Origin of the sequence: Variovorax frigidus (assembly GCF_051216515.1) — a bacterium.
Lineage (GTDB): Bacteria > Pseudomonadota > Gammaproteobacteria > Burkholderiales > Burkholderiaceae_C > Variovorax.
Genome location: NZ_JBPJZF010000010.1, coordinates 115,496 through 134,693, shown reverse-complemented (window position 1 = coordinate 134,693; position 19,198 = coordinate 115,496). Strand labels below are relative to the sequence as shown.

Sequence of the window (19,198 nt, the reverse complement as noted above, 5' to 3'; positions counted from 1 at the left end):
GGTGCGCCATCAATAACGGTAGGTGTCCGCCTTGTACGGACCCGCCTTGTCGACGCCGATGTAGGCGGCCTGGGCGTCGGTCAGCTCGGTCAGCATGGCGCCGACCTTCTTCAGGTGCAGGCGCGCGACCTTCTCGTCGAGGTGCTTGGGCAGCACGTAGACCTTGCCGGCTTCGTACGCGTCGGGCTTGGTGAACAGCTCGATCTGGGCGATGGTCTGGTTGGCGAACGACGAGGACATCACGAAGCTCGGGTGGCCCGTGCCGCAGCCCAGGTTCACCAGCCGGCCCTTGGCCAGCAGGATGATCTTCTTGCCGTCGGGGAAGGTGATGTGGTCGACCTGCGGCTTGATCTCTTCCCATTCGTACTTCTCGATCGACGCGACGTCGATCTCGTTGTCGAAGTGGCCGATGTTGCAGACGATGGCCTGGTCCTTCATGGCGGCCATGGTGTCGTGCGTGATGACGTCCTTGTTGCCGGTGGTGGTCACGAAGATGTCGGCCTTGTCGGCGGCATATTCCATGGTCACGACCTTGTAGCCTTCCATCGCGGCCTGCAGCGCGTTGATGGGGTCGATTTCCGTGACCCACACCTGGGCGCTCAGTGCGCGCAAGGCCTGGGCCGAGCCCTTGCCCACGTCGCCGTAGCCGGCCACGCAGGCCACCTTGCCGGCGATCATCACGTCGGTCGCGCGCTTGATGCCGTCGACCAGCGATTCGCGGCAGCCGTACAGGTTGTCGAACTTGCTCTTGGTGACCGAGTCGTTGACGTTGATCGCGCGGAACTGCAGCGTGCCCTTGGCGGACATCTCGTTCAGGCGGTGCACGCCGGTGGTCGTTTCCTCGGTCACGCCGATGATTTCGGCGGCCTTGCGGGTGTACCAGGTCGAATCGGTCGCGATCTTGGCCTTGATGGCCGCGTAGAGGATGCGCTCTTCCTCGCTGGTCGGGTTGGCCAGCACCGACAGGTCCTTCTCGGCACGCTGGCCCAGGTGCATCAGCAGCGTGGCGTCGCCGCCGTCGTCGAGGATCATGTTCGGACCTTCGCCGGCCGAGCCCTTGGGGCCGAACTCGAAGATGGCGTGGGTGTAGTCCCAGTAGTCCTTGAGCGACTCGCCCTTGACGGCGAACACCGGCGTGCCGGCGGCCGCGATGGCGGCGGCCGCATGGTCCTGCGTCGAGAAGATGTTGCAGGACGCCCAACGCACCGAGGCGCCCAGCGCCTGAAGGGTCTCGATCAGGACCGCGGTCTGGATCGTCATGTGGATCGAGCCGGTGATGCGCGCGCCCTTGAGCGGCTGGGCCGCCTTGAACTCCTCGCGGATGGCCATCAGGCCGGGCATCTCGGTTTCGGCGATGCGGGTTTCCTTGCGGCCCCAGGCGGCAAGGGAGATGTCGGCGATCGCCTGGTCGGCGGTGAAGACGGGGGTGGGCTTGAGAACAGCGCTCATGGAAACTCCAAAACTTGTTTGAACGAGGCCACTGTGTTCGACGGGGGAACTCACCGCGCGAGAACAGCGGATGAGCGTGGTTGCGATGGGTCCGAGCCTCACGCCTGACGGCGCTGCAACGCTCCTCGGAACGCGGATTTTAGCCCACCGCGCCGTTCCCCGACATCGCGTGAAGAGACCCTCCTCACGCCCGTCGCCCTCGCCCCTCGCGGGGCGGCTCGCTAAAATCGACGGCTTTGCGTAGCCGCCGCGCCGTGAGCGCCTCGCGCTTACCGTTCTTCGCGCGCCCCGCGTTCACGCCATGACCTTCGAATCCGAAACCCGCCGCCGTCGCACCTTCGCGATCATTTCCCACCCCGACGCGGGCAAGACCACGCTGACCGAGAAGCTGCTGCTGTTCTCGGGCGCAATCCAGATCGCCGGCTCGGTCAAGGCGCGGAAAGCGACGCGACATGCGACCTCCGACTGGATGGAGATCGAAAAGCAGCGCGGCATCTCGGTGGCCTCCTCGGTCATGCAGATGCTGTACCGCGACCACGTGATCAACCTGCTCGACACGCCCGGCCACAAGGACTTCTCGGAAGACACCTACCGCGTGCTCACGGCCGTGGACTCGGCGCTGATGGTGATCGACGCGGCCAACGGCGTCGAGGCGCAGACGCGCCGGCTGATCGAGGTCTGCCGCCAGCGCGACACGCCCATCATCACCTTCGTCAACAAGATGGACCGCGAAGTGCGCGAGCCGCTGGACATCCTCGACGAGATCGAGCGCGAGCTGGGCATGCCCTGCGTGCCGATGACCTGGCCCGTGGGCCAGGGCAAGAGCTTCGGCGGCATCATGAACCTGCGCACGCAGACCATGACGGTGTTCGACTCGGGCAAGGAGCGGCTGCCGCAGGAGTTCGAGACCATCGCACTGGACAACCGCACCGAGCTGATCAAGCGCTTCGGCGCCGAGTTCGAGAACGCCGAGCAGAGCATGGAACTCGCCGCCGGCGCCTCGCCCACCTGGGACCGCGAGGCCTTCCTGGCCGGCAAGCAGACCCCGGTGTTCTTCGGCTCGGGCGTGAACAACTTCGGCGTGATGGAAGTGCTCGATGCGCTGGTCGACCTGGCGCCGGCGCCGCAGTCGCGCACCAGCACCACGATCGTCAACCGCCAGCCGGTGGTCAAGGAGATCCAGCCCGCGGACAAGGACTTCGCCGGCGTGGTGTTCAAGGTGCAGGCCAACATGGACCCCTCGCACCGCGACCGCATCGCCTTCGTGCGCATGGCCTCGGGCAAGTACACGCCGGGCATGAAGCTCAAGGTGCAGCGCACCTCGAAGGAACTGCGCCCCACCAGCGTCGTGACCTTCATGAGCCAGCGCCGCGAGGCCGTGGAAGAAGCCTACGCCGGCGACATCGTGGGCTTCACCACGCACGGCGGCGTGCAGCTGGGCGATACCATCACCGACGGCGCGAGCCTGATGTTCACCGGCCTGCCCTTCTTCGCGCCCGAGCTCTTCATGACCGTGATCCTGAAGAACCCGCTGCGCACCAAGCAGCTGCAGCAGGGCCTGGCGCAGCTGGGCGAGGAAGGCGCGATCCAGGTCTTCCGGCCCGAGGTCGGCGGCCCGATGCTGCTGGGCGCGGTGGGCCAGTTGCAGTTCGAAGTGGTTCAGCACCGCCTCAAGGGCGAGTACGACTGCGACGTGCGGCTCGAGAGTTGCCAGTACACGGGCGCGCGCTGGATCACGGCCGACACCCCGGCCGAGCTGCGCGAGTTCGTCAACGCCTACCCGGTGCGCATGGCCAAGGACGCGGCCGACACGCTGGCCTTCCTGTGCACCTCGCCGTACGACGTGCGGCTGGCGCAGGAGCGCTTCCCGAAGATCCACTTCCATCCGCTGCGCGAGCACGCGGGCCTGGCCCTGCAGACGGCCAGCTGATGCAGTCGCTTGCCACCTGGCCGCTCGAGGCCCGCCGCGGCGTTGCCGGCGTCTTCACCGACATCGACGACACGCTGACCACCGACGGCGCGATCACCGCCGACGCGCTGGCCGCGCTCGGCGCATTGCGCACGGCCGGCCTGCCGACAGTGGCCATCACCGGCCGCCCCGTCGGCTGGAGCGTGCCCTTCGTCACGGCCTGGCCGGTCGATGCCATCGTGGCGGAGAACGGCGCCGTGGCCCTGCTGCCCCTGGCCGATGGGCGCATCGAGAAGCGCTACCTGCAGGACGCCGCGACACGCGCCGCCAACTTCGAGCGCATGCAGGGCGTGCTGCAACGCATCGAGCGCGAAATTCCGGGCGCGGTGCGCGCCACCGACTCGACAGGTCGCGAGACCGACATCGCGATCGACCACAGCGAGTTCCAGCATCTGAGCGAGGCGCAGATCGCGGCCGTCGTGGCGCTGATGCAGCGCGAAGGCATGCGTGCGACCGTGAGCAGCATCCACATCAACGGCTGGTACGGCGACCACAACAAGCTGGTGGGCGCGCGCTGGATCGTGCGCGAACTCTGGGGCCGCAACCTCGACGAGGAGTTGGACCGCTGGGCCTACGTCGGCGATTCGACCAACGACCAGCTGATGTTCAAGACCTTCGCCCACAGCATCGGCGTGGCCAACGTGGCGCGCTTCGTGCCGCAGCTCGCCGACCTGCCGCGCTATGTGACCGCGGGCGAGCGCGGCGCGGGCTTCGCCGAGGCCGCGGTCGCGATCCTCAGCGCGCGCTGAGCACTTGCGGGCGCGGTGCGCGCCATTGCGTCCAGGCGCCGACCAGCGCCATCGCGATCAGGACGGCCGCATAGGCCTCGACCGCGGTGCGCAGCCCCAGCGAGGCGATCAGCAGCCCGGCGCCCATCGCCGGCACGCTGAACGCCAGGTAGCTCACGAAGAAGATCGCCGCGAACAGCTCGGCACGTTCGTGCGGCTGGGCCAGCGGCGCCAGGGCCTGCACCTGGGCCGAGAACGACGAGCCGAAGCCCATGCCGGCCACCGCGGTGCCGACGAAGAACAGCGTCGCCGAACGGGTCGCGAACGCAGCGATCAGCAACGCCGAACCGGCCGCGATGCACAGCATGCCCAGCACGGGCACGCGGGCGCCGAAGCGGCTCATGAGCGTCGGCGAGGCCGCACCCACGCCGAACAGCACCGCGATCGCCAGCCCGTTGACGATGCCGCTGTCGATGCCGAACACCTGGCGCAGCAGCGAGGGCACGAGCGACAGGAACAATCCGCCCAGCGCCCAGCTGGTCACCAGCACCGGCAGGCTGCGCATGAAGACGGCGCGCGCCGCACACGGCACCGCCATGCGCGGCACCAGCGACGCCCAGGCGCCGGGACGCGGCGTCACGCTCTCGGGCAGGAAGAAGGCGGCCACGGCGGCCAACGCCAACAACCCGGCGAGCACGCCGAAGACCAGCGGCACCGGGTCGCGTGTCATCGACACCGTCAAGCCGGTCAGCAGCGCGCCCACGGCCAGGCCGGCCAGCGGCGAGACGCTGGTGATGAGCATGCCCATGCGCTTGCGCGCGGACGGGGCGGCCTCCACCACCGCCGCGCTGAGCGTGCCGCTGGCCACGCCCGTGGCCAACCCCTGCACGATGCGCGCGGCGACGATGCCGCCAATGCTGCGGGCCATCAGGAACATCACCATCGCCACGGCTTGCAGCACCAGCGCGACGACGATCACCGGGCGTCGCCCGACGTGGTCCGACAGCGAGCCGCCGACCAGCAGCGAGCCCAGCAGCGCCAGCGCATAGACCGCGAACGCGACCGTCAGCAGCGCCGACGAGAAGCCCCAGCGCTGCTGGAACAGCACGAACAAGGGCGACGGCGCCGCGGCGGCGAGGAAGAAGGTGAACAGCACGGCCGCCAGCAGCGCGAAGGCCGCGCCGGCCGGCAGTCGCCATGGGGGGACGGTGGCGGGCGGCGAACTCGAAGGAGAAGAGGTGGAAGAAGGCATGGGGCCCTTTAACGCAAACAAATTTGCTTTTGCGTATTGTAGGCAGGCCAGATTTTTAATGCAACGATCTTTGCGTTAAAGTGGGGGTATGGACTCCGCTCCCATCCTTCGCCGCCCCGGCGGCCGCAGCGCCCAGGTGCAGACCGTGGTGCGCAAGGCCCTGGAAGAACTGGTCGCCGAACAGGGCCGCGACAAGGTCACCGTGCCGGCCGTGGCCGAGCGCGCGGGCGTCAGCGCCTCCAGCATCTACCGCCGCTGGGGCGACCTGGCCGGCCTGCTGGCCGAGACCGCCACCCGGCGCCTCGACCCGAAACGACCGCTGCCCGATACCGGTGACCTGCACCGCGACATGACGGCCTGGGCCCAAGAGCTGATCGAGCACCTGAGCCAGCCGCATTCCACCTCGCTGCTGAAAGCCGCGGCCGCGCTGGCCAACGACGGCGACACCGATTGCCTGCGCAACCGCCGCGCCGAGGCCCAGACGCTGATCGATCAGGCGCTGGCCCGCGGCGATCGCGCGCCCGAGCTGCGCCAGGTGATCGACCATGTGATCGCGCCCATCGTGTACCGGCTGATCTTCGGCAAGGCGCCCCTGGAGCCGGCCACGGCCACGCGACTGGTCGATGAGCTTTTCGCCATCGTGGGCACTCCGGCCCGCTGAACAGAACCGACGCGCGGGTGGCGTAGCATCGTGCGTTCGGCCCCGCGCCGATGACCGCGACGACGGGGCCCCACCCCGGCCCCGTCCACCCCCATCCCTCCATCTGTTGTCCGACGAAAGACGCCTCATGACCACTTCCTATCCCTCGACCCAGTTGCTGATCGCCAACGAATGGGTCGACGCCGTGAGCGGCAAGACCCTCGACGTGCGCAACCCCGCCAACGGCCAGGTGATCGGTCAGGTCGCGCACGCCGGCATCGCCGACCTCGACCGTGCGCTGGCCGCCGCGCAGAAGGGCTTCGAAGCCTGGCGCGACGTGCCGGCCAACGAGCGCGCCGCGATCATGCGCCGCGCCGCCGGCCTGGTGCGCGAGCGCGCCGACGAGATCGCACGCGTGCTCACGCAGGAACAGGGCAAGCCGCTGGCCGAGGCCAAGGGCGAGACGCTGGCGTCCGCCGACATCATCGAATGGTTCGCCGACGAAGGCCGCCGCGTCTACGGCCGCATCGTGCCCTCGCGCAACCTGGCCGCACAGCAGCTGGTGATGAAGGAGCCCGTCGGCCCGGTCGCCGCCTTCACGCCGTGGAACTTCCCCATCAACCAGGTGGTGCGCAAGCTCGGCGCCGCGCTGGCCGCCGGCTGCTCCTTCCTGGTCAAGGCACCGGAAGAAACGCCCGCGGCACCCGCCGCGCTGATCAAGGCTTTCGTCGACGCGGGCATTCCGGCCGGCACCGTGGGCCTGGTGTTCGGCGACCCGGCCGAGATCTCGAACTACCTGATCCCGCACCCGATCATCCGCAAGATCACGTTCACCGGCTCCACGCCCGTGGGCAAGCAGTTGGCCGCGCTGGCCGGCGCCCACATGAAGCGCGCGACGATGGAACTGGGCGGCCACGCGCCGGTGATCGTGGCCGAGGACGCCGACGTGGCGCTGGCCGTCAAGGCCGCCGGTGCCGCCAAGTTCCGCAACGCCGGCCAGGTCTGCATCTCGCCGACCCGCTTCCTGGTGCACAACAGCCTGAAGGCCGAGTTCGCGCAATTGATGGTCAAGCATGCCCAGAGCCTCAAGCTGGGTGATGGCCTGGCCGAAGGCACGACCCTCGGCCCGCTCGCCAACGACCGCCGCCTGAGCGCGATGGCCAAGGTGGTCGCCGATGCGCAGGCCACGGGCGCCAAGGTCGCGACCGGCGGCGAGCGCGTGGGCAGCAGCGGCAACTTCTTCGCGCCGACCGTGCTGACCGACGTGTCGCTCGACTCCGACGTGTTCAACAACGAACCCTTCGGCCCGATCGCCGCCATCCGCGGTTTCGACACGATCGAGGAAGCCATCGCCGAATCGAACCGCCTGCCCTTCGGCCTGGCCGGCTACGCCTTCACCGCGTCGATCCGCAACGCGCAACTGCTGGCGCGCCGCGTCGAGGTCGGCATGCTGTGGATCAACCAGCCCGCCACGCCCTCGCCGGAAATGCCTTTCGGCGGCGTGAAGGATTCGGGCTACGGCTCGGAAGGCGGACCGGAAGCGGTCGAGGCTTATCTGAACACCAAGGCGGTGTCGATCATGGCCGGGTGATTGAGTTCGCCCCCGAGGGCGGCGCGCACTGCGTGTCGCTTCGCCTTCCCCCTCCGGGGGCAACACCGGTGGGCCGGCGGAGCCGGACCCACGGTGTTTCACGAACAGAGGGGCGACGCAACGCTCCTCTCTCAAAGCCGCTACCGGCTACCGGTGGCGGCTTTTTCGTTGGGGCTCATTCGCTCAGCAGATCGATGTAGGCACGGTAGGCGTAGTTGCGGTTCTTCTTCTGCCCGGTCAGTTCGGTCACGATGCCCAGGTCTTCCAGCAGCTTCACGGCCGCCGTGGCCGTCGGGAAGGTGGTGCCCAACTGCTGGCGGACCCGCTCGATGGTGAAGCGGGGCATGGTCGGCAGCAACTCGAAGAGGCGGTAGCTCGCCGGCCCGGCCTTGGGCGACTCGAGCAGGCGGCGGCGGTCCGCGGTGACCAGGCTTGCCAAGGCGACGATGGCGCGCTCGGCCTGCTGCGCGGCCCGTTCGACACCCTCGAGGAAGAAAGCCACCCAGCCCTCCCAATCGCCTTCCGTTCGCACCGCCGCCAGACGGTGGTAGTACTCGGCCTGATGCTGCTTGAGGTAGGCACTGAGGTACATCAGCGGCTGGGGCAAGAGCCCCCATGCCTCCAGCAACGCGGCGATCAGCAGCCGGCCGATGCGGCCATTGCCGTCGAGGAAGGGATGGATCGTCTCGAACTGCACATGGACCAAGGCCACGCGCACCAGCGACGGCAGCGCGGACGCGTCGTCGTGGATGAAATGTTCCAACGTGCCCAGCAGGGCGGGCACCTCGTTGGCAGGCGGCGGCACGAACATGGCATTGCCCGGCCGCGTCCCGCCGATCCAGTTCTGTGACTTGCGCAATTGGCCCGGTTGTTTGCCTGCGCCACGCACACCGTCGAGCAGCAGCTGATGCGCCTCGCACAGAAGGCGCACGCTGATCGGCAAACCCTTGGGGTCGTGCAGCGCCTCGCGCACATGGCGGAAGGCGCGCAGGTAGTTGGTGACTTCCTCCACGTCGTCCGCGTTGCTCACCGCAATGCCGGCCTCTTCATCGAACAGGTCGACCAGCGTGGCCTGCGTGCCTTCGATCTGGGACGTGAGCAGCGCCTCCTTGCGAACGGCGCTATAGAGCAGCCAATCGACTGACGGCACCAACCCTGCCACGCCGGTGAGCCGGGCCAGCGCCAGCTCGGCAGCGCGGTTCGCCTCGACGAAGGATTCGGGCGCAAGCGGCGGCTTGGCCGGTGGCAGCGCACGCGGCACGAACACGCGCACCGCTTCGCCGAGCGTGGTGGTGGTGACGTAGGTGCCGGTGCTGCGGGCCATATGAAAGATTGCTTGGATGAACGAGATTCATATTAAAGCAATCTTTAATTTAAAGGCAAGCTGTGAAAGTAGCCTTTGCCTCCTCGTCCTACTGCCCCTTCGCCAGCCCCAGCTTCTCGATCACCACCTTCTCCTTCACCACCGTGTCCTGCGCGAACTTGGTGTAAGTGGCCGAGCTCATGTAGTTCGGCAGCATGTCGTAGCGCCCGAGCGAGGCCACGTAGCTGGGCTCTTCCATCGCCTGCTTGAACGCATCGTGCAGCTTCTTCACCACTTCGGGCGGCGTGCCCTTGGGGGCGCCGATGCCGAAGGGCGAGTTCTGCACGATGTCGTAGCCCAGCTCCTTCAAGGTCGGCGCGTCGGGGAACTTGGCCAGGCGCTTGTCGCCCCAGGTGTTGAGCACGCGCAGCTTGCCCGCTTCGACCTGTGGCGCGAAACCGGTGCTGTCGGCGGCGGCCATCAGCTGGCCGCTGACCACCGCGAGCATCAGGTCGGCGCTGCCCTTGTAGGGCACGTGCTGCAGCTGAATGCCGGCTTTCTGCGCGACGATCTCGGTCGTCAGGTGCGGGCTGGTCAGGTTGCCGGTGGAACCGTAGGTGAGCTTGCCGGGGTTGGCCTTGGCGTAGGCGACGAAGTCGGCCCAGGTCTTGAACGGGCTGTCGGCCGGCACCACGATGCCGAAGGCATAGCCGGTGACGTTCAGGACATAGGTGATGTCCTTGAGCGGGTCCCAGTTCATCTTGGTGGTGTAGCCCAGGCGGAACACGCCGAGCGGGATCTGCGCGACCGTGTAGCCGTCGGGCTGCGAGGTCTGCAGCGCCTGCGCGGGCAGCGTGCCGCCGGCGCCGGGCTTGTTGTCGATGATGACGGGCTGACCGAGGATCTTGCCGGCGTTCTCGGCCAGCTGACGCATCGTGATGTCGGTCGGGCCACCGGCCGGGAAAGCAATGACCAGCTTGACCGGTTTCTGCGGGAAGCCCTGCGCCAGGGCCGTCAGGGGGGACACCAGCACGGCGGCAGCCATCGCGATGGCGCAGCGTGAAAAGGAACGGCGGAACATGGTCTCTCCTGAAATCGAAGTAAGACCTGCATTGGACCCACCGCCCTCACACCCGGCAATCGGGGCTCACCCCCGGTGCTGTCGCGCAGGCGATCGCTGCGGGCCGCATGGCCCGCGCTCGAACGTTCAGCAGCCCGTGGGGCGGCTGCCGCGCATCGGCACCAGGCCCGTCAAGCGAAGGGTGGCGCCGCTGTTGTCGGTGGCGGTCAGCTTCTTGCCGCTGAACTGGATGCGATCGCGGCCGCGCTGCACTTCGGTGTCGGCGCCTTCCTCGCTGCTGAATTCACGCCCGTTGACGGTGACGAACGTGCGATAGAGCACGTTGGAATCGGGCTGATAGCGCAGGTCGCCGAAAGCCGTGCCTTCGCCGAGCACGCGGTTGGCCCCGTCGAACTTGAAGCTGCAGACCTGCGGGCTGGAGCCGATCGGATTGATCTTGTCGACATCGGTCAGGTTGAGCGATCCGTTGCCGTACACGCCGTCGAGGCCGTTCACGCTGGCCTCGGTGATCGTCAGCACGCCCGTGCGGTCGCTGGGGCTCGGATCGTCGTCATTGCCACCGCCGCAAGCGGACAGCAGCGCGGCGGCTGCAAAGGTGACGGCACAGGTCTTGAGCAGAGTGTTCATGAGCGGGTTTCCAGAAGGATGAAAGAAAGAAGATGGCGGTCCGCTGGACCGTGGCGCCATCATCAAAAGTTCCCCGTGACCACGCGTGGGTGTTTCTAGCCGTTGCCGGTAGGAGCAGGCCGACGATCGCCCATGCCGATGCGCCGACGCAAACGGCAAGCTGACGGTGCCGCCGGGACGGCAGAGGCAAGGCAGCGCCTAGGGTTGCGCCCGGTCGACGCCCGATGCCTGCTGCGGCAGGATCGCCCGTTCATCCGCGCAACGAAAGCCTTTCCATGACCCCCGCGTTCACCGAAGTCCTGTCGGGCTTCAGCTTTCTCGAAGGTCCACGCTGGCACGACGGCCGGCTGTGGCTCTCGGATTTCTACACGCACCGCGTGGTCTCCATCGATGCCCAAGGCCAGGCGACGACCGAGGCCGAAGTGCCGCAGCAGCCCTCGGGGCTGGGCTGGCTGCCCGATGGTCGCCTGCTCGTCAGCTCGATGCGCGATCGCCGTGTGATGCGCCGCGAAGCCGATGGCACGCTGGCCGTGCACGCCGACCTGTCGGACATCGCGGGCGGCCACCTGAACGACATGGTGGTCGACGCGCAAGGTCGCGCCTATGTGGGCAACTTCGGTTTCGACCTGATGGGCGGCGGCGCCGCATCGACTGCGAAGCTGGCGTGCGTCGAGCCCGACGGCAGCACCCGCGTGGTGGCCGACGATCTGTACTTTCCCAACGGCTCGATGATCACGCCCGACGGCAAGACGCTGATCGTGGTCGAGACCATGGGCAACCGGATCTCGGCCTTCGATATTCGCGCCGACGGCGACCTGGGTCCGCGCCGCGACTGGGCCGTGTTCGGCCCCACGCCCACGAGCACCGACGTCGGCGAGATCATCGGCAGCGTGGCCGTGGCGCCCGACGGCGCCGTGCTCGATGCCGAGGGCGCGGTGTGGCTGGCCGATGCCACGCACAACCGCGCACTGCGCGTGGCCGAGGGCGGCCGCGTGCTGCAGGAAATCTCGACCGGCGCGCTGGGCACCTTCGCCTGCACGCTGGGCGGCCCGGACCGCCGCACGCTCTACCTGTGCGTCGCGCCGGACTTCCTGGAGCACCATCGCACGGCCGCGCGCGAGGCCCAATTGCTGGCCGTCCCGGTGACGGTGCCGGGCGCGGGCTGGCCCTGCTGACCCGCAGCCCCCGACCTCAGCGCGCCAGCACGCCGGCCAACGCCACGCCGGTGTGCGTGCCCAGCCGCACCACTTCTTCCGGCGGCGCGGTCGCGACGATGCGGCCACCGCCGTTGCCGCCTTCGGGGCCGAGGTCGATGATCCAGTCGGCCTCGGCGATCACGTCGAGGTCGTGCTCGATCACCACCACGCTGTGGCCGCCGTTCACCAGCCGGTGCAGCACGTGGATCAGCTTCTCGACGTCGGCCATGTGCAGGCCCACCGTCGGTTCGTCGAGCACGTACAGCGTGTGCGGCGCCTTCTGCCCGCGGCGCGTGATGTCGTCGCGCACCTTGCTCAGTTCGGTCACCAGCTTGATGCGCTGCGCCTCGCCGCCCGACAGCGTGGGCGAGGGCTGGCCCAGCGTGAGGTAGCCCAGGCCCACGTCCTTGAGCAGCTGCAGCGGATGGCCGATGTTGGGCATGGCGGCGAAGAAGTCGACCGCCTCGTCGACCTCCATCTGCAGCACGTCGCCGATGCTCTTGCCGCGCCAGGTCACGGCCTGCGTCTCGGGGTTGAAGCGCGTGCCGTGGCAAACCTCGCACGGCACCTTCACGTCGGGCAGGAAGCTCATGCCGATGGTGCGCACGCCCGCGCCATCGCAGGCCGGGCAGCGGCCCTCGCCGGTGTTGAAGCTGAAGCGCGCCGGGCCGTAGCCGCGCGCCTTGGCTTCCAGCGTGTCGGCGAAGAGCTTGCGGATGGTGTCCCAGAAACCGATGTAGGTCGCGGGACAGCTGCGCGGCGTCTTGCCGATGGGCGTCTGGTCGACCTCGAGCACGCGGTCGATGGTCTCGTAGCCGTCGACCGATCGGCAGCCCGACCACGCGGGCCGCTTGCCGGCCGCATCGTTGTCGCGGCCGGCCTTGGTCATGCGCTGGACCACGATGGCCTGCACGTTGGTCAGCAGCACGTCGCGCGCCAGCGTCGATTTGCCGGAACCGCTCACGCCGGTGATGGCGACCAGTCGGTGCAGGGGCACGGTCGAGGTCAGGTCCTGCAGGTTGTGCAGGTCGGCCCCATGGACCGTGAGCCAGTCGGGCGCGCCCGGCTCGGGCAGTGGCACCGGTCGGCGCGCCGCCAGCGGATGCTTGATCGCATCGCGCAGGTAGCGCCCGGTCTGCGAATCGCCCGCGGCCTCGATGTCGGCCACCGAGCCTTCGGCCACCAGCCGGCCACCGCGCTTGCCCGCGCTCGGACCGATGTCGATGATATGGTCGGCGCGTCGGATGGTGTCCTCGTCGTGCTCGACCACCACCAGCGTGTTGCCCTTGTCGCCCAGCTTGTGCAGCGCGTTCAGCAGGATCTGGTTGTCGCGCGCATGCAGGCCGATGGTCGGCTCGTCGAGCACGTAGCACACGCCCTGCAGGTTGCTGCCCAGCTGCGCCGCCAGGCGGATGCGCTGCGCCTCGCCGCCGGAGAGCGTCGGTGCGCCGCGGTCGAGCGTGAGGTAGCCCAGGCCCACCTCTTCGAGGAACTCGAGCCGGCTCCTGATCTCGGGCACCAGGTCGCGCGCGATCTCCGCTTCGCGACCGCCGAGCACCAGGCTCTCGAACCACTTCCGGATGTCGGTCACGCTCATGCGCGCGATCTCGGTGATGCCGATGCTGGCCACGCCGAAGCTCACGGCACGCGCCGTCGCGTTCAGTCGCCGGCCTTCGCAGGTCGGGCAGGCGGTCTCGCCCACGTCCTCGGCCTCGGGTTCGGCGAAGGTCTGTTCGCGGCCCTTCTGGTCGTCGGCCAGCACCGAGTCGTCGTAGACCTTGCGTTGGTCCTTGGTCAGCTTGACGCCCGTGCCCACGCAATCGGGGCACCAGCCGTGCTTGCTGTTGTAGCTGAACAGCCGCGGATCGAGTTCGGCATAGCTGGTGCTGCAGACCGGGCAGGCGCGCAGCGTGGAGAACACGTGCGTGCGGCCGATGCCCGCGGTCGGTGCGCCGGCCATCATCGCGGCGCGCAGGCCGTCGAGTTCGCTCATCACATGGACCACGCCCTTGCCGTGCTCCAGCGCCTTGGTCAGCAGCGCGCGCAGCGCGGCCTCGTTCTGCGGCAGCACGTCGAGGCTGCCCACGGGCAGCTCGATGCTGTGCTCCTTGAAGCGGTCGAGCCGCGGGAACGGATTCGTCGGCAGGAAGCCCCCGTCCACGCGCAGGTGCGTGTAGCCGCGCGGCCGCGCCCAGTCGGCCAGCTCGGTGTAGACGCCCTTGCGGTTGCTCACCAGCGGCGCCAGCAGGCCGATGTGCTGGCCCTTGAAGTTCTTCAGCAGCTGCGCGGCGATGCTGTCCGGCGTCTGCGGCTGCACCGCCGTGCCGTCGTGGATGCAGTGCTGCGTGCCGAGCTTGACGTAGAGCAGGCGCAGGAAATGCCACACCTCGGTCGTCGTGCCCACCGTGCTCTTGCGGCCGCCGCGCGACAGGCGCTGCTCGATGGCCACGGTCGGCGGGATGCCGTAGACCGCGTCGACCTCGGGCCGGCCCGCGGGCTGCACGATGCTGCGCGCATAGGCGTTGAGGGATTCGAGGTAACGCCGCTGTCCTTCGTTGAACAGGATGTCGAAGGCCAGCGTCGACTTGCCCGAGCCGCTCACCCCCGTGACCACGCTGAACTTGCCGCGCGGGATGTCGACGCTCAGGTTCTTCAGGTTGTGCTCGCGCGCATTGACGATCTGGATCGCGTCGCGCCCGAAGGCCGGCAGCGCGCGCGGCGCGAGGACCGCACCGCCGGCTTCGCGCACCGCGAGGCGCGACGGGCCGAGCGCGAGCTCGTAGTCGCGCAGCGCCTCGCCGGTCGCGGTGCCGGTCATCTCGCGCACATGCTCGGGCGTGCCGACCGCCACGATCTGGCCGCCGCCGTCGCCGCCCTCGGGGCCCAGGTCGATCAGCCAGTCGCTGGCGCGGATCACGTCGAGGTTGTGCTCGATCACGATCAGCGAATGGCCGGCGTCGAGCAGCTTGCGCAGCGCGCGCATGAGGCGCGCGATGTCGTCGAAGTGCAGGCCGGTGGTCGGTTCGTCGAACAGGAACAGCGTGCCCTTGCGCGCCACGGCCTGCCGGCTCGCGGTGCCGCTTTTCGCGGCCTCGGCCAGGAAGCCCGCGAGCTTGAGCCGCTGTGCCTCGCCGCCCGACAGCGTGGGCACGGGCTGGCCGAGCTTCACGTAGTCCAGGCCCACGTCGGAGATCGGCTGCAGCGTGCGCAGCACCTCGCGGTCGACGGCGAACAGCGCGGCCGCCTCGGCCACGGTGAGGTCGAGCACGTCGGCCACGTTGAGCTGTCGGCCGCCGCGCTCGATCCTCACCTCGAGGATCTCGGGCCGGTAGCGCTTGCCGTCGCAGTCGGGGCAGCGCAGGTACACGTCCGACAGGAACTGCATCTCCACATGCTCGAAGCCCGAGCCGCCGCAGGTCGGGCAGCGCCCGTCGCCACTGTTGAAGCTGAACTTGCTCGCGGTGTAGCCGCGCTGGCGCGACAGCGCTGCGGTGGCGAAGATCTCGCGCACCGCGTCCCACGCGCCGACGTAGCTCGCGGGGTTGGAGCGCGCGGTCTTGCCGATGGGCGACTGGTCGACGAACACGACCTCGCTCAGGTGGTCGGCGCCCAGCAGGCGGTCGTGCGCGCCCGGCGTCTCGGTCGCCTTGCCGAAGTGGCGCATCAGCGCCGGTGCCAGCACGTCCTGCACCAGCGTCGATTTGCCCGAACCGCTGACACCGGTGACGACCACCAGCCGCTGCAGCGGGAAGTCGACGGTGATGTTCTGCAGGTTGTGCTCGCGCGCGCCTTCGAGGATCAGCCGCGGCGTGCTGTCGGTCACCGCGCGCTTGAAGCCCATGCCGATCTGCTTGCGGCCGCCGAGGTAGTCGCCGGTCAGCGTGGGGGCGTTGCGCAGTGCGTCGGTGGTGCCGTCGAACACGATCTGGCCGCCGCGGATGCCCGGGCCCGGGCCCATGTCGATCACGCGGTCGGCCGCCAGCATCACGGCCGGGTCGTGTTCGACCACCACCAGCGTGTTGCCCGCATCGCGCAGGCGCAGCATGGCCTCGGTGATACGGTTCATGTCGCGCGGATGCAGGCCGATGCTGGGCTCGTCGAGCACGAACAGCGTGTTGACCAGCGAGGTGCCGAGCGCGGTCGTGAGGTTGATCCGCTGCACCTCGCCGCCCGACAAGGTGCGGCTCTGGCGGTCGAGCGTGAGGTAGCCGATGCCCACGTCGTGCAGGTAGCGCAGGCGGGTGGTGATTTCCTCGAACAGCAGCTTGAGGGCCTGCACGTCGCCTTCGTTGGCGGTCGAGCTGTTGCCGTGGCTTTCGATGCCGTCGAAGAAGCGTCGCAGCCGCTCGATGGGCAGCAGCATCAGGTCGTGCAGGCACAGGCCCGGCAGCGCTTCGAGCTGTTCGCGCGACCACTTCACGCCGATCGGCATGAAGCGCCTGGCCGGCGCGAGCACCGCGTCGGCATCCTGCTTGCTGCCGATGCGCCACAGCAGGCTGTCGAGCTTGAGCCGCGCGCCGGCGCAGGTGGGGCACGGCGTGTAGCTGCGGTACTTCGACAGCAGCACGCGGATGTGCATCTTGTAGGCCTTGCTCTCCAGGTAGCCGAAGAAGCGCTTGATGCCGAACCACTGCTGGTTCCACTTGCCGTTCCAGTTCGGCGAGCCGTCGATGACCCAGTCCTTCTGCGCCTGCGTGAGCTTGGCCCAGGGCGTGTCGCGCGGGATGCCGGCGTCTTCGGCGTGGCGCATGAGGTCGTCCTGCGCTTCCTTCCACGCGGGTGTCTGCATCGGCTTGACCGCGCCCGCGCGCAGCGTGAGCTTGTCGTTGGGGATGACCAGCCCGAAGTCGACGCCGATCACGCGGCCGAAGCCGCGGCAGGTGTCGCAGGCGCCCACCGCCGAGTTGAAGGAGAACATCGACGGGATCGGGTCGCCGTAGCGGATGTCGCTTTCCGGGCAATGCAGTCCCGTGGAGAACTTCCAGATCAATGTAGCCCCCACGCTCCCCGCTGCGCGTGGTTCGCTGCCCCCCGAGGGGGCTGCCCCGCCTTGGGGCGGCCCGGCGGCGGGGCGCTCAGCACCTTCATCCGCAGGCACCGCATACACCGTGAGCCGCCCCACGCCGCGCTTGAGCCCGGTCTCGATGGCCTCGAGCACGCGGGCGCGCTCGGCCGCGGCCAGCCGGAAGCGGTCGGCCACCACGTCGAGCACCTTGCGCGGGCCCGTGGGCGTGGCGATTTCGCGCTCGGCCTGCACGCGCGTGAAGCCGCTGGCGGACAGCCACTGCGTGACTTCGTCGGGCGTGGTGCTGGCCGGCAGTTCGACCGGGAAGGTCACAACGATGCGCGGGTCGCCCGCGGCGGCCGCGCGCTCGAACATCGCCGCGTAGATGGTGTCGGGCGTGTCGTGCCGCACCGGCAGTGCCGTGTCGCGGTCGAACAGCTGCGACGCGCGCGCGAACAGCAGCTTCAGGTGGTCGTTGAGCTCGGTCATCGTGCCGACCGTGGAGCGCGACGAGCGCACCGGGTTGGTCTGGTCGATGGCGATGGCGGGCGGCACGCCCTCCACCTTGTCGACCGCCGGCTTGTCCATGCGGTCGAGGAACTGGCGGGCGTAGGCCGAGAAGGTCTCGACATAGCGGCGCTGGCCTTCGGCATAGAGCGTGTCGAACACCAGGCTCGACTTGCCCGAGCCGCTGGGGCCGGTGACCACGGTCATCTCGCCGGTGCGGATGTCGAGGTCGAGGTTCTGGAGGTTGTGCTGGCGTGCGCCGCGAATCCGGATCGAGCCCTGTGTCATGAATGCCTTGGGGGGTGGGGCAGACATTCTAGGAAGCGCCGGTGAAGGCATCGGACGCCCGCCCACATGGCGCACGGGATGCAAGGGTTTCCACGCTGGAACACTTGAGACAATTGGTAACAAATGCGGTCAGCACCGAGGACCCTGGTCCTCCCCCTTGTCCTCACCGGAACACACACCGCATGAAGTCCCTACGCCTGCTTTGCACGGCCGGCCTGCTGACGCTGAGCGCGCTCCAGGTCGCGGCGCAGATCGTGATCGGCCAGACGGCCGGCACCACCGGCCCGGTCGCCGCCGGCGTGAACGAGACCATCGCGGGCGCACAGCTGGTGATCGACAGCGTGAATGCGCAAGGCGGCGTGAACGGCGAGCGCATCGAGATCCTGCGCCTGGACGACGGCTTCGCCCCCCAGCGCGCGGGCGAGAACGCACGCGTGCTGATCGAGGAGCGCAAGGTGGTCGCGCTGTTCCTGAGCCGCGGCACGCCGCACACGCAGGCCATCGTGCCCTGGCTCGACAAGCACGGCGTGGCGCTGGTCGGCCCCTCGACGGGCGCGATGGTGCTGCACAAGCCGCTGCAGAGGCATGTGTTCAACGTGCGCTCGACCTACCAGCGCGAGGCCGAGAAGGCCGTTGCGCACCTGCACACCGTGGGCATCGACCGGATCGCGGTGGTGCATGCCGCCGATTCCTTCGGCAAGGACGGACTCGAGGGCGCGACCGCCGGCTTCGCCAAGGCCAGGCTCACGCCGGTGGCCGTGATCCCGGCCGACCGCGAGAAGCCCGACTACGCCACCATCCTGCCCGCGCTGGCCAAGGCCGATCCGCAGGCGGTGCTCTGGATCGCATCGGGCGATGCGGTGGTCGACGGCGTGAAGGGCCTGCGTGCCGCGGGCTCGGCGGCCCAGGTCGTGACGCTGTCGAACAACGCCTCCAGCGGCTTCATCAAGCAGTTGGGCACGGTCAGCGCGGGCGTGATCGTGACGCAGGTCTTTCCTTCGGAACGCGCCAGCGGGCAGCCGATGGTGAAGGAGGCGATGGTGCTGGCCAAGGCCCAGGGCCAGGAAGCCCTGTCGCCGCAGATGCTCGAAGGCTTCGCGGCGGCCAAGGTGCTGGTCGAGGCGCTGCGCCGCGCCGGCCCCAAGCCCACGCGGCCGCGCGTGCTTGCGGCGCTCGAGAGCATCCGCGGCTTCGACCTGGGCGGCGGCCTGGACGTCAGCTACTCGCCGACCGACCACACGGGCATCGACTTCGCCGATCTGTCGATCATCAGCGAAGGCCGGTTCAAGCGCTGAGGCCGGCCTACTTCGGCGCGCTGGCCGCCGACGCGGCGGGCGTGGGCGCGTGCATCACGTCGCCGCTGTGCTTCTCGCCCGACATGTCGACCTTGTCTCCGGCCTGGCTGATGATGTAGAGCGCGATGGCGGCGAAGATGACGAAGCCGACGACGATTTTCCACATGGGTTGAGTCTCCTTTTTTGAAGAGCGACGGTGCTCAGAAAAAAAGCTTCATGCAGCCGGCTGGCCCGCATGAAGCCTCTGTGCTGAACAGCCTCGCCGCG

At 68.7% G+C, this 19,198-nt stretch carries 13 protein-coding genes and 1 riboswitch; of the genes, 6 read left to right on the top strand and 7 right to left on the bottom strand.

Annotation, left to right across the window (positions count from 1 at the left end; all coding sequences use genetic code 11):
* Positions 1-9: 9 nt before the first annotated feature.
* Complete coding sequence (gene ahcY, locus ACSFBC_RS26560; RefSeq protein WP_435513328.1) at positions 10-1,449, bottom strand: adenosylhomocysteinase; 1,440 nt, start codon at positions 1,447-1,449, stop codon at positions 10-12.
* Between the two features lie 65 nt (positions 1,450-1,514).
* A riboswitch (S-adenosyl-L-homocysteine riboswitch) is annotated at positions 1,515-1,582 on the bottom strand.
* Between the two features lie 168 nt (positions 1,583-1,750).
* On the opposite strand from ahcY, the gene ACSFBC_RS26555 reads away from it, so the two are divergent.
* Together ACSFBC_RS26555 and ACSFBC_RS26550 are read left to right on the top strand one after the other, a co-directional pair.
* Positions 1,751-3,379 carry a peptide chain release factor 3 gene (locus ACSFBC_RS26555; RefSeq protein ID WP_435513327.1) on the top strand — a complete coding sequence of 543 codons (1,629 nt, stop codon included), beginning with the start codon at positions 1,751-1,753 and terminating at the stop codon, positions 3,377-3,379.
* A complete protein-coding gene (locus ACSFBC_RS26550) occupies positions 3,379-4,167 on the top strand; it encodes an HAD-IIB family hydrolase (protein ID WP_435513326.1) in 789 nt (262 codons plus the stop codon). The genes ACSFBC_RS26555 and ACSFBC_RS26550 overlap by 1 nt, the downstream gene beginning before the upstream one ends.
* Here ACSFBC_RS26550 and ACSFBC_RS26545 read toward each other — a convergent pair.
* On the bottom strand, positions 4,154-5,398 hold the full coding sequence (locus tag ACSFBC_RS26545; RefSeq protein ID WP_435513325.1) for an MFS transporter: 1,245 nt from the start codon (positions 5,396-5,398) through the stop codon (positions 4,154-4,156). The two genes, ACSFBC_RS26550 and ACSFBC_RS26545, sit on opposite strands and share 14 nt — an antisense overlap.
* Positions 5,399-5,486: 88 nt before the next feature.
* Here ACSFBC_RS26545 and ACSFBC_RS26540 point away from each other — a divergent pair, with 88 nt between their 5' ends.
* Positions 5,487-6,059 carry a TetR/AcrR family transcriptional regulator gene (locus ACSFBC_RS26540; RefSeq protein WP_435513324.1) on the top strand — a complete coding sequence of 191 codons (573 nt, stop codon included), beginning with the start codon at positions 5,487-5,489 and terminating at the stop codon, positions 6,057-6,059.
* Between the two features lie 127 nt (positions 6,060-6,186).
* On the top strand, positions 6,187-7,629 hold the full coding sequence (locus ACSFBC_RS26535; RefSeq protein ID WP_435513323.1) for an NAD-dependent succinate-semialdehyde dehydrogenase: 1,443 nt from the start codon (positions 6,187-6,189) through the stop codon (positions 7,627-7,629).
* A gap of 175 nt (positions 7,630-7,804) precedes the next feature.
* On the opposite strand, the gene ACSFBC_RS26530 is transcribed toward ACSFBC_RS26535, so the two are convergent.
* The 3 genes from ACSFBC_RS26530 to ACSFBC_RS26520 form a co-directional block, all read right to left on the bottom strand.
* Positions 7,805-8,953: a Fic family protein gene (locus tag ACSFBC_RS26530; protein ID WP_435513322.1), complete on the bottom strand. Its 1,149-nt coding sequence runs from the start codon at positions 8,951-8,953 to the stop codon at positions 7,805-7,807.
* An 88-nt stretch (positions 8,954-9,041) separates the two neighbouring features.
* Positions 9,042-10,013 carry a Bug family tripartite tricarboxylate transporter substrate binding protein gene (locus ACSFBC_RS26525; protein WP_435513321.1) on the bottom strand — a complete coding sequence of 324 codons (972 nt, stop codon included), beginning with the start codon at positions 10,011-10,013 and terminating at the stop codon, positions 9,042-9,044.
* A gap of 126 nt (positions 10,014-10,139) precedes the next feature.
* Entirely contained in the window at positions 10,140-10,640 is a 501-nt protein-coding gene (locus ACSFBC_RS26520; RefSeq protein WP_435513320.1) for a hypothetical protein, read from the bottom strand.
* A gap of 275 nt (positions 10,641-10,915) precedes the next feature.
* Here ACSFBC_RS26520 and ACSFBC_RS26515 point away from each other — a divergent pair, with 275 nt between their 5' ends.
* Positions 10,916-11,815, top strand: coding sequence for an SMP-30/gluconolactonase/LRE family protein (locus tag ACSFBC_RS26515; protein WP_435513319.1), 900 nt, complete (start codon positions 10,916-10,918; stop codon positions 11,813-11,815).
* 16 nt (positions 11,816-11,831) lie between these two features.
* Here ACSFBC_RS26515 and uvrA read toward each other — a convergent pair whose 3' ends face one another.
* A complete protein-coding gene (uvrA, locus tag ACSFBC_RS26510) occupies positions 11,832-17,636 on the bottom strand; it encodes an excinuclease ABC subunit UvrA (protein ID WP_435513364.1) in 5,805 nt (1,934 codons plus the stop codon).
* 182 nt (positions 17,637-17,818) lie between these two features.
* Between uvrA and ACSFBC_RS26505 the strand changes: the two genes are divergently transcribed.
* Complete coding sequence (locus ACSFBC_RS26505; protein ID WP_435513318.1) at positions 17,819-18,931, top strand: ABC transporter substrate-binding protein; 1,113 nt, start codon at positions 17,819-17,821, stop codon at positions 18,929-18,931.
* A 7-nt stretch (positions 18,932-18,938) separates the two neighbouring features.
* On the opposite strand, the gene ACSFBC_RS26500 is transcribed toward ACSFBC_RS26505, so the two are convergent.
* Positions 18,939-19,097 (bottom strand): hypothetical protein, encoded by a 159-nt coding sequence (locus ACSFBC_RS26500; protein WP_435513317.1) that lies wholly within the window; start codon positions 19,095-19,097, stop codon positions 18,939-18,941.
* Positions 19,098-19,198: the final 101 nt, after the last annotated feature.

Excerpts from the sequence above, each read along its gene's own strand:
- ahcY (WP_435513328.1), bottom strand. The coding sequence starts at position 1,449 with ATGAGCGCTGTTCTCAAGCCCACCCCCGTCTTCACCGCCGACCAGGCG.
- ACSFBC_RS26555 (WP_435513327.1), top strand. The coding sequence starts at position 1,751 with ATGACCTTCGAATCCGAAACCCGCCGCCGTCGCACCTTCGCGATCATT.
- ACSFBC_RS26550 (WP_435513326.1), top strand. The coding sequence starts at position 3,379 with ATGCAGTCGCTTGCCACCTGGCCGCTCGAGGCCCGCCGCGGCGTTGCC.
- ACSFBC_RS26545 (WP_435513325.1), bottom strand. The coding sequence starts at position 5,398 with ATGCCTTCTTCCACCTCTTCTCCTTCGAGTTCGCCGCCCGCCACCGTC.
- ACSFBC_RS26540 (WP_435513324.1), top strand. The coding sequence starts at position 5,487 with ATGGACTCCGCTCCCATCCTTCGCCGCCCCGGCGGCCGCAGCGCCCAG.
- ACSFBC_RS26535 (WP_435513323.1), top strand. The coding sequence starts at position 6,187 with ATGACCACTTCCTATCCCTCGACCCAGTTGCTGATCGCCAACGAATGG.
- ACSFBC_RS26530 (WP_435513322.1), bottom strand. The coding sequence starts at position 8,953 with ATGGCCCGCAGCACCGGCACCTACGTCACCACCACCACGCTCGGCGAA.
- ACSFBC_RS26525 (WP_435513321.1), bottom strand. The coding sequence starts at position 10,013 with ATGTTCCGCCGTTCCTTTTCACGCTGCGCCATCGCGATGGCTGCCGCC.
- ACSFBC_RS26520 (WP_435513320.1), bottom strand. The coding sequence starts at position 10,640 with ATGAACACTCTGCTCAAGACCTGTGCCGTCACCTTTGCAGCCGCCGCG.
- ACSFBC_RS26515 (WP_435513319.1), top strand. The coding sequence starts at position 10,916 with ATGACCCCCGCGTTCACCGAAGTCCTGTCGGGCTTCAGCTTTCTCGAA.
- uvrA (WP_435513364.1), bottom strand. The coding sequence starts at position 17,636 with ATGACACAGGGCTCGATCCGGATTCGCGGCGCACGCCAGCACAACCTC.
- ACSFBC_RS26505 (WP_435513318.1), top strand. The coding sequence starts at position 17,819 with ATGAAGTCCCTACGCCTGCTTTGCACGGCCGGCCTGCTGACGCTGAGC.
- ACSFBC_RS26500 (WP_435513317.1), bottom strand. The coding sequence starts at position 19,097 with ATGTGGAAAATCGTCGTCGGCTTCGTCATCTTCGCCGCCATCGCGCTC.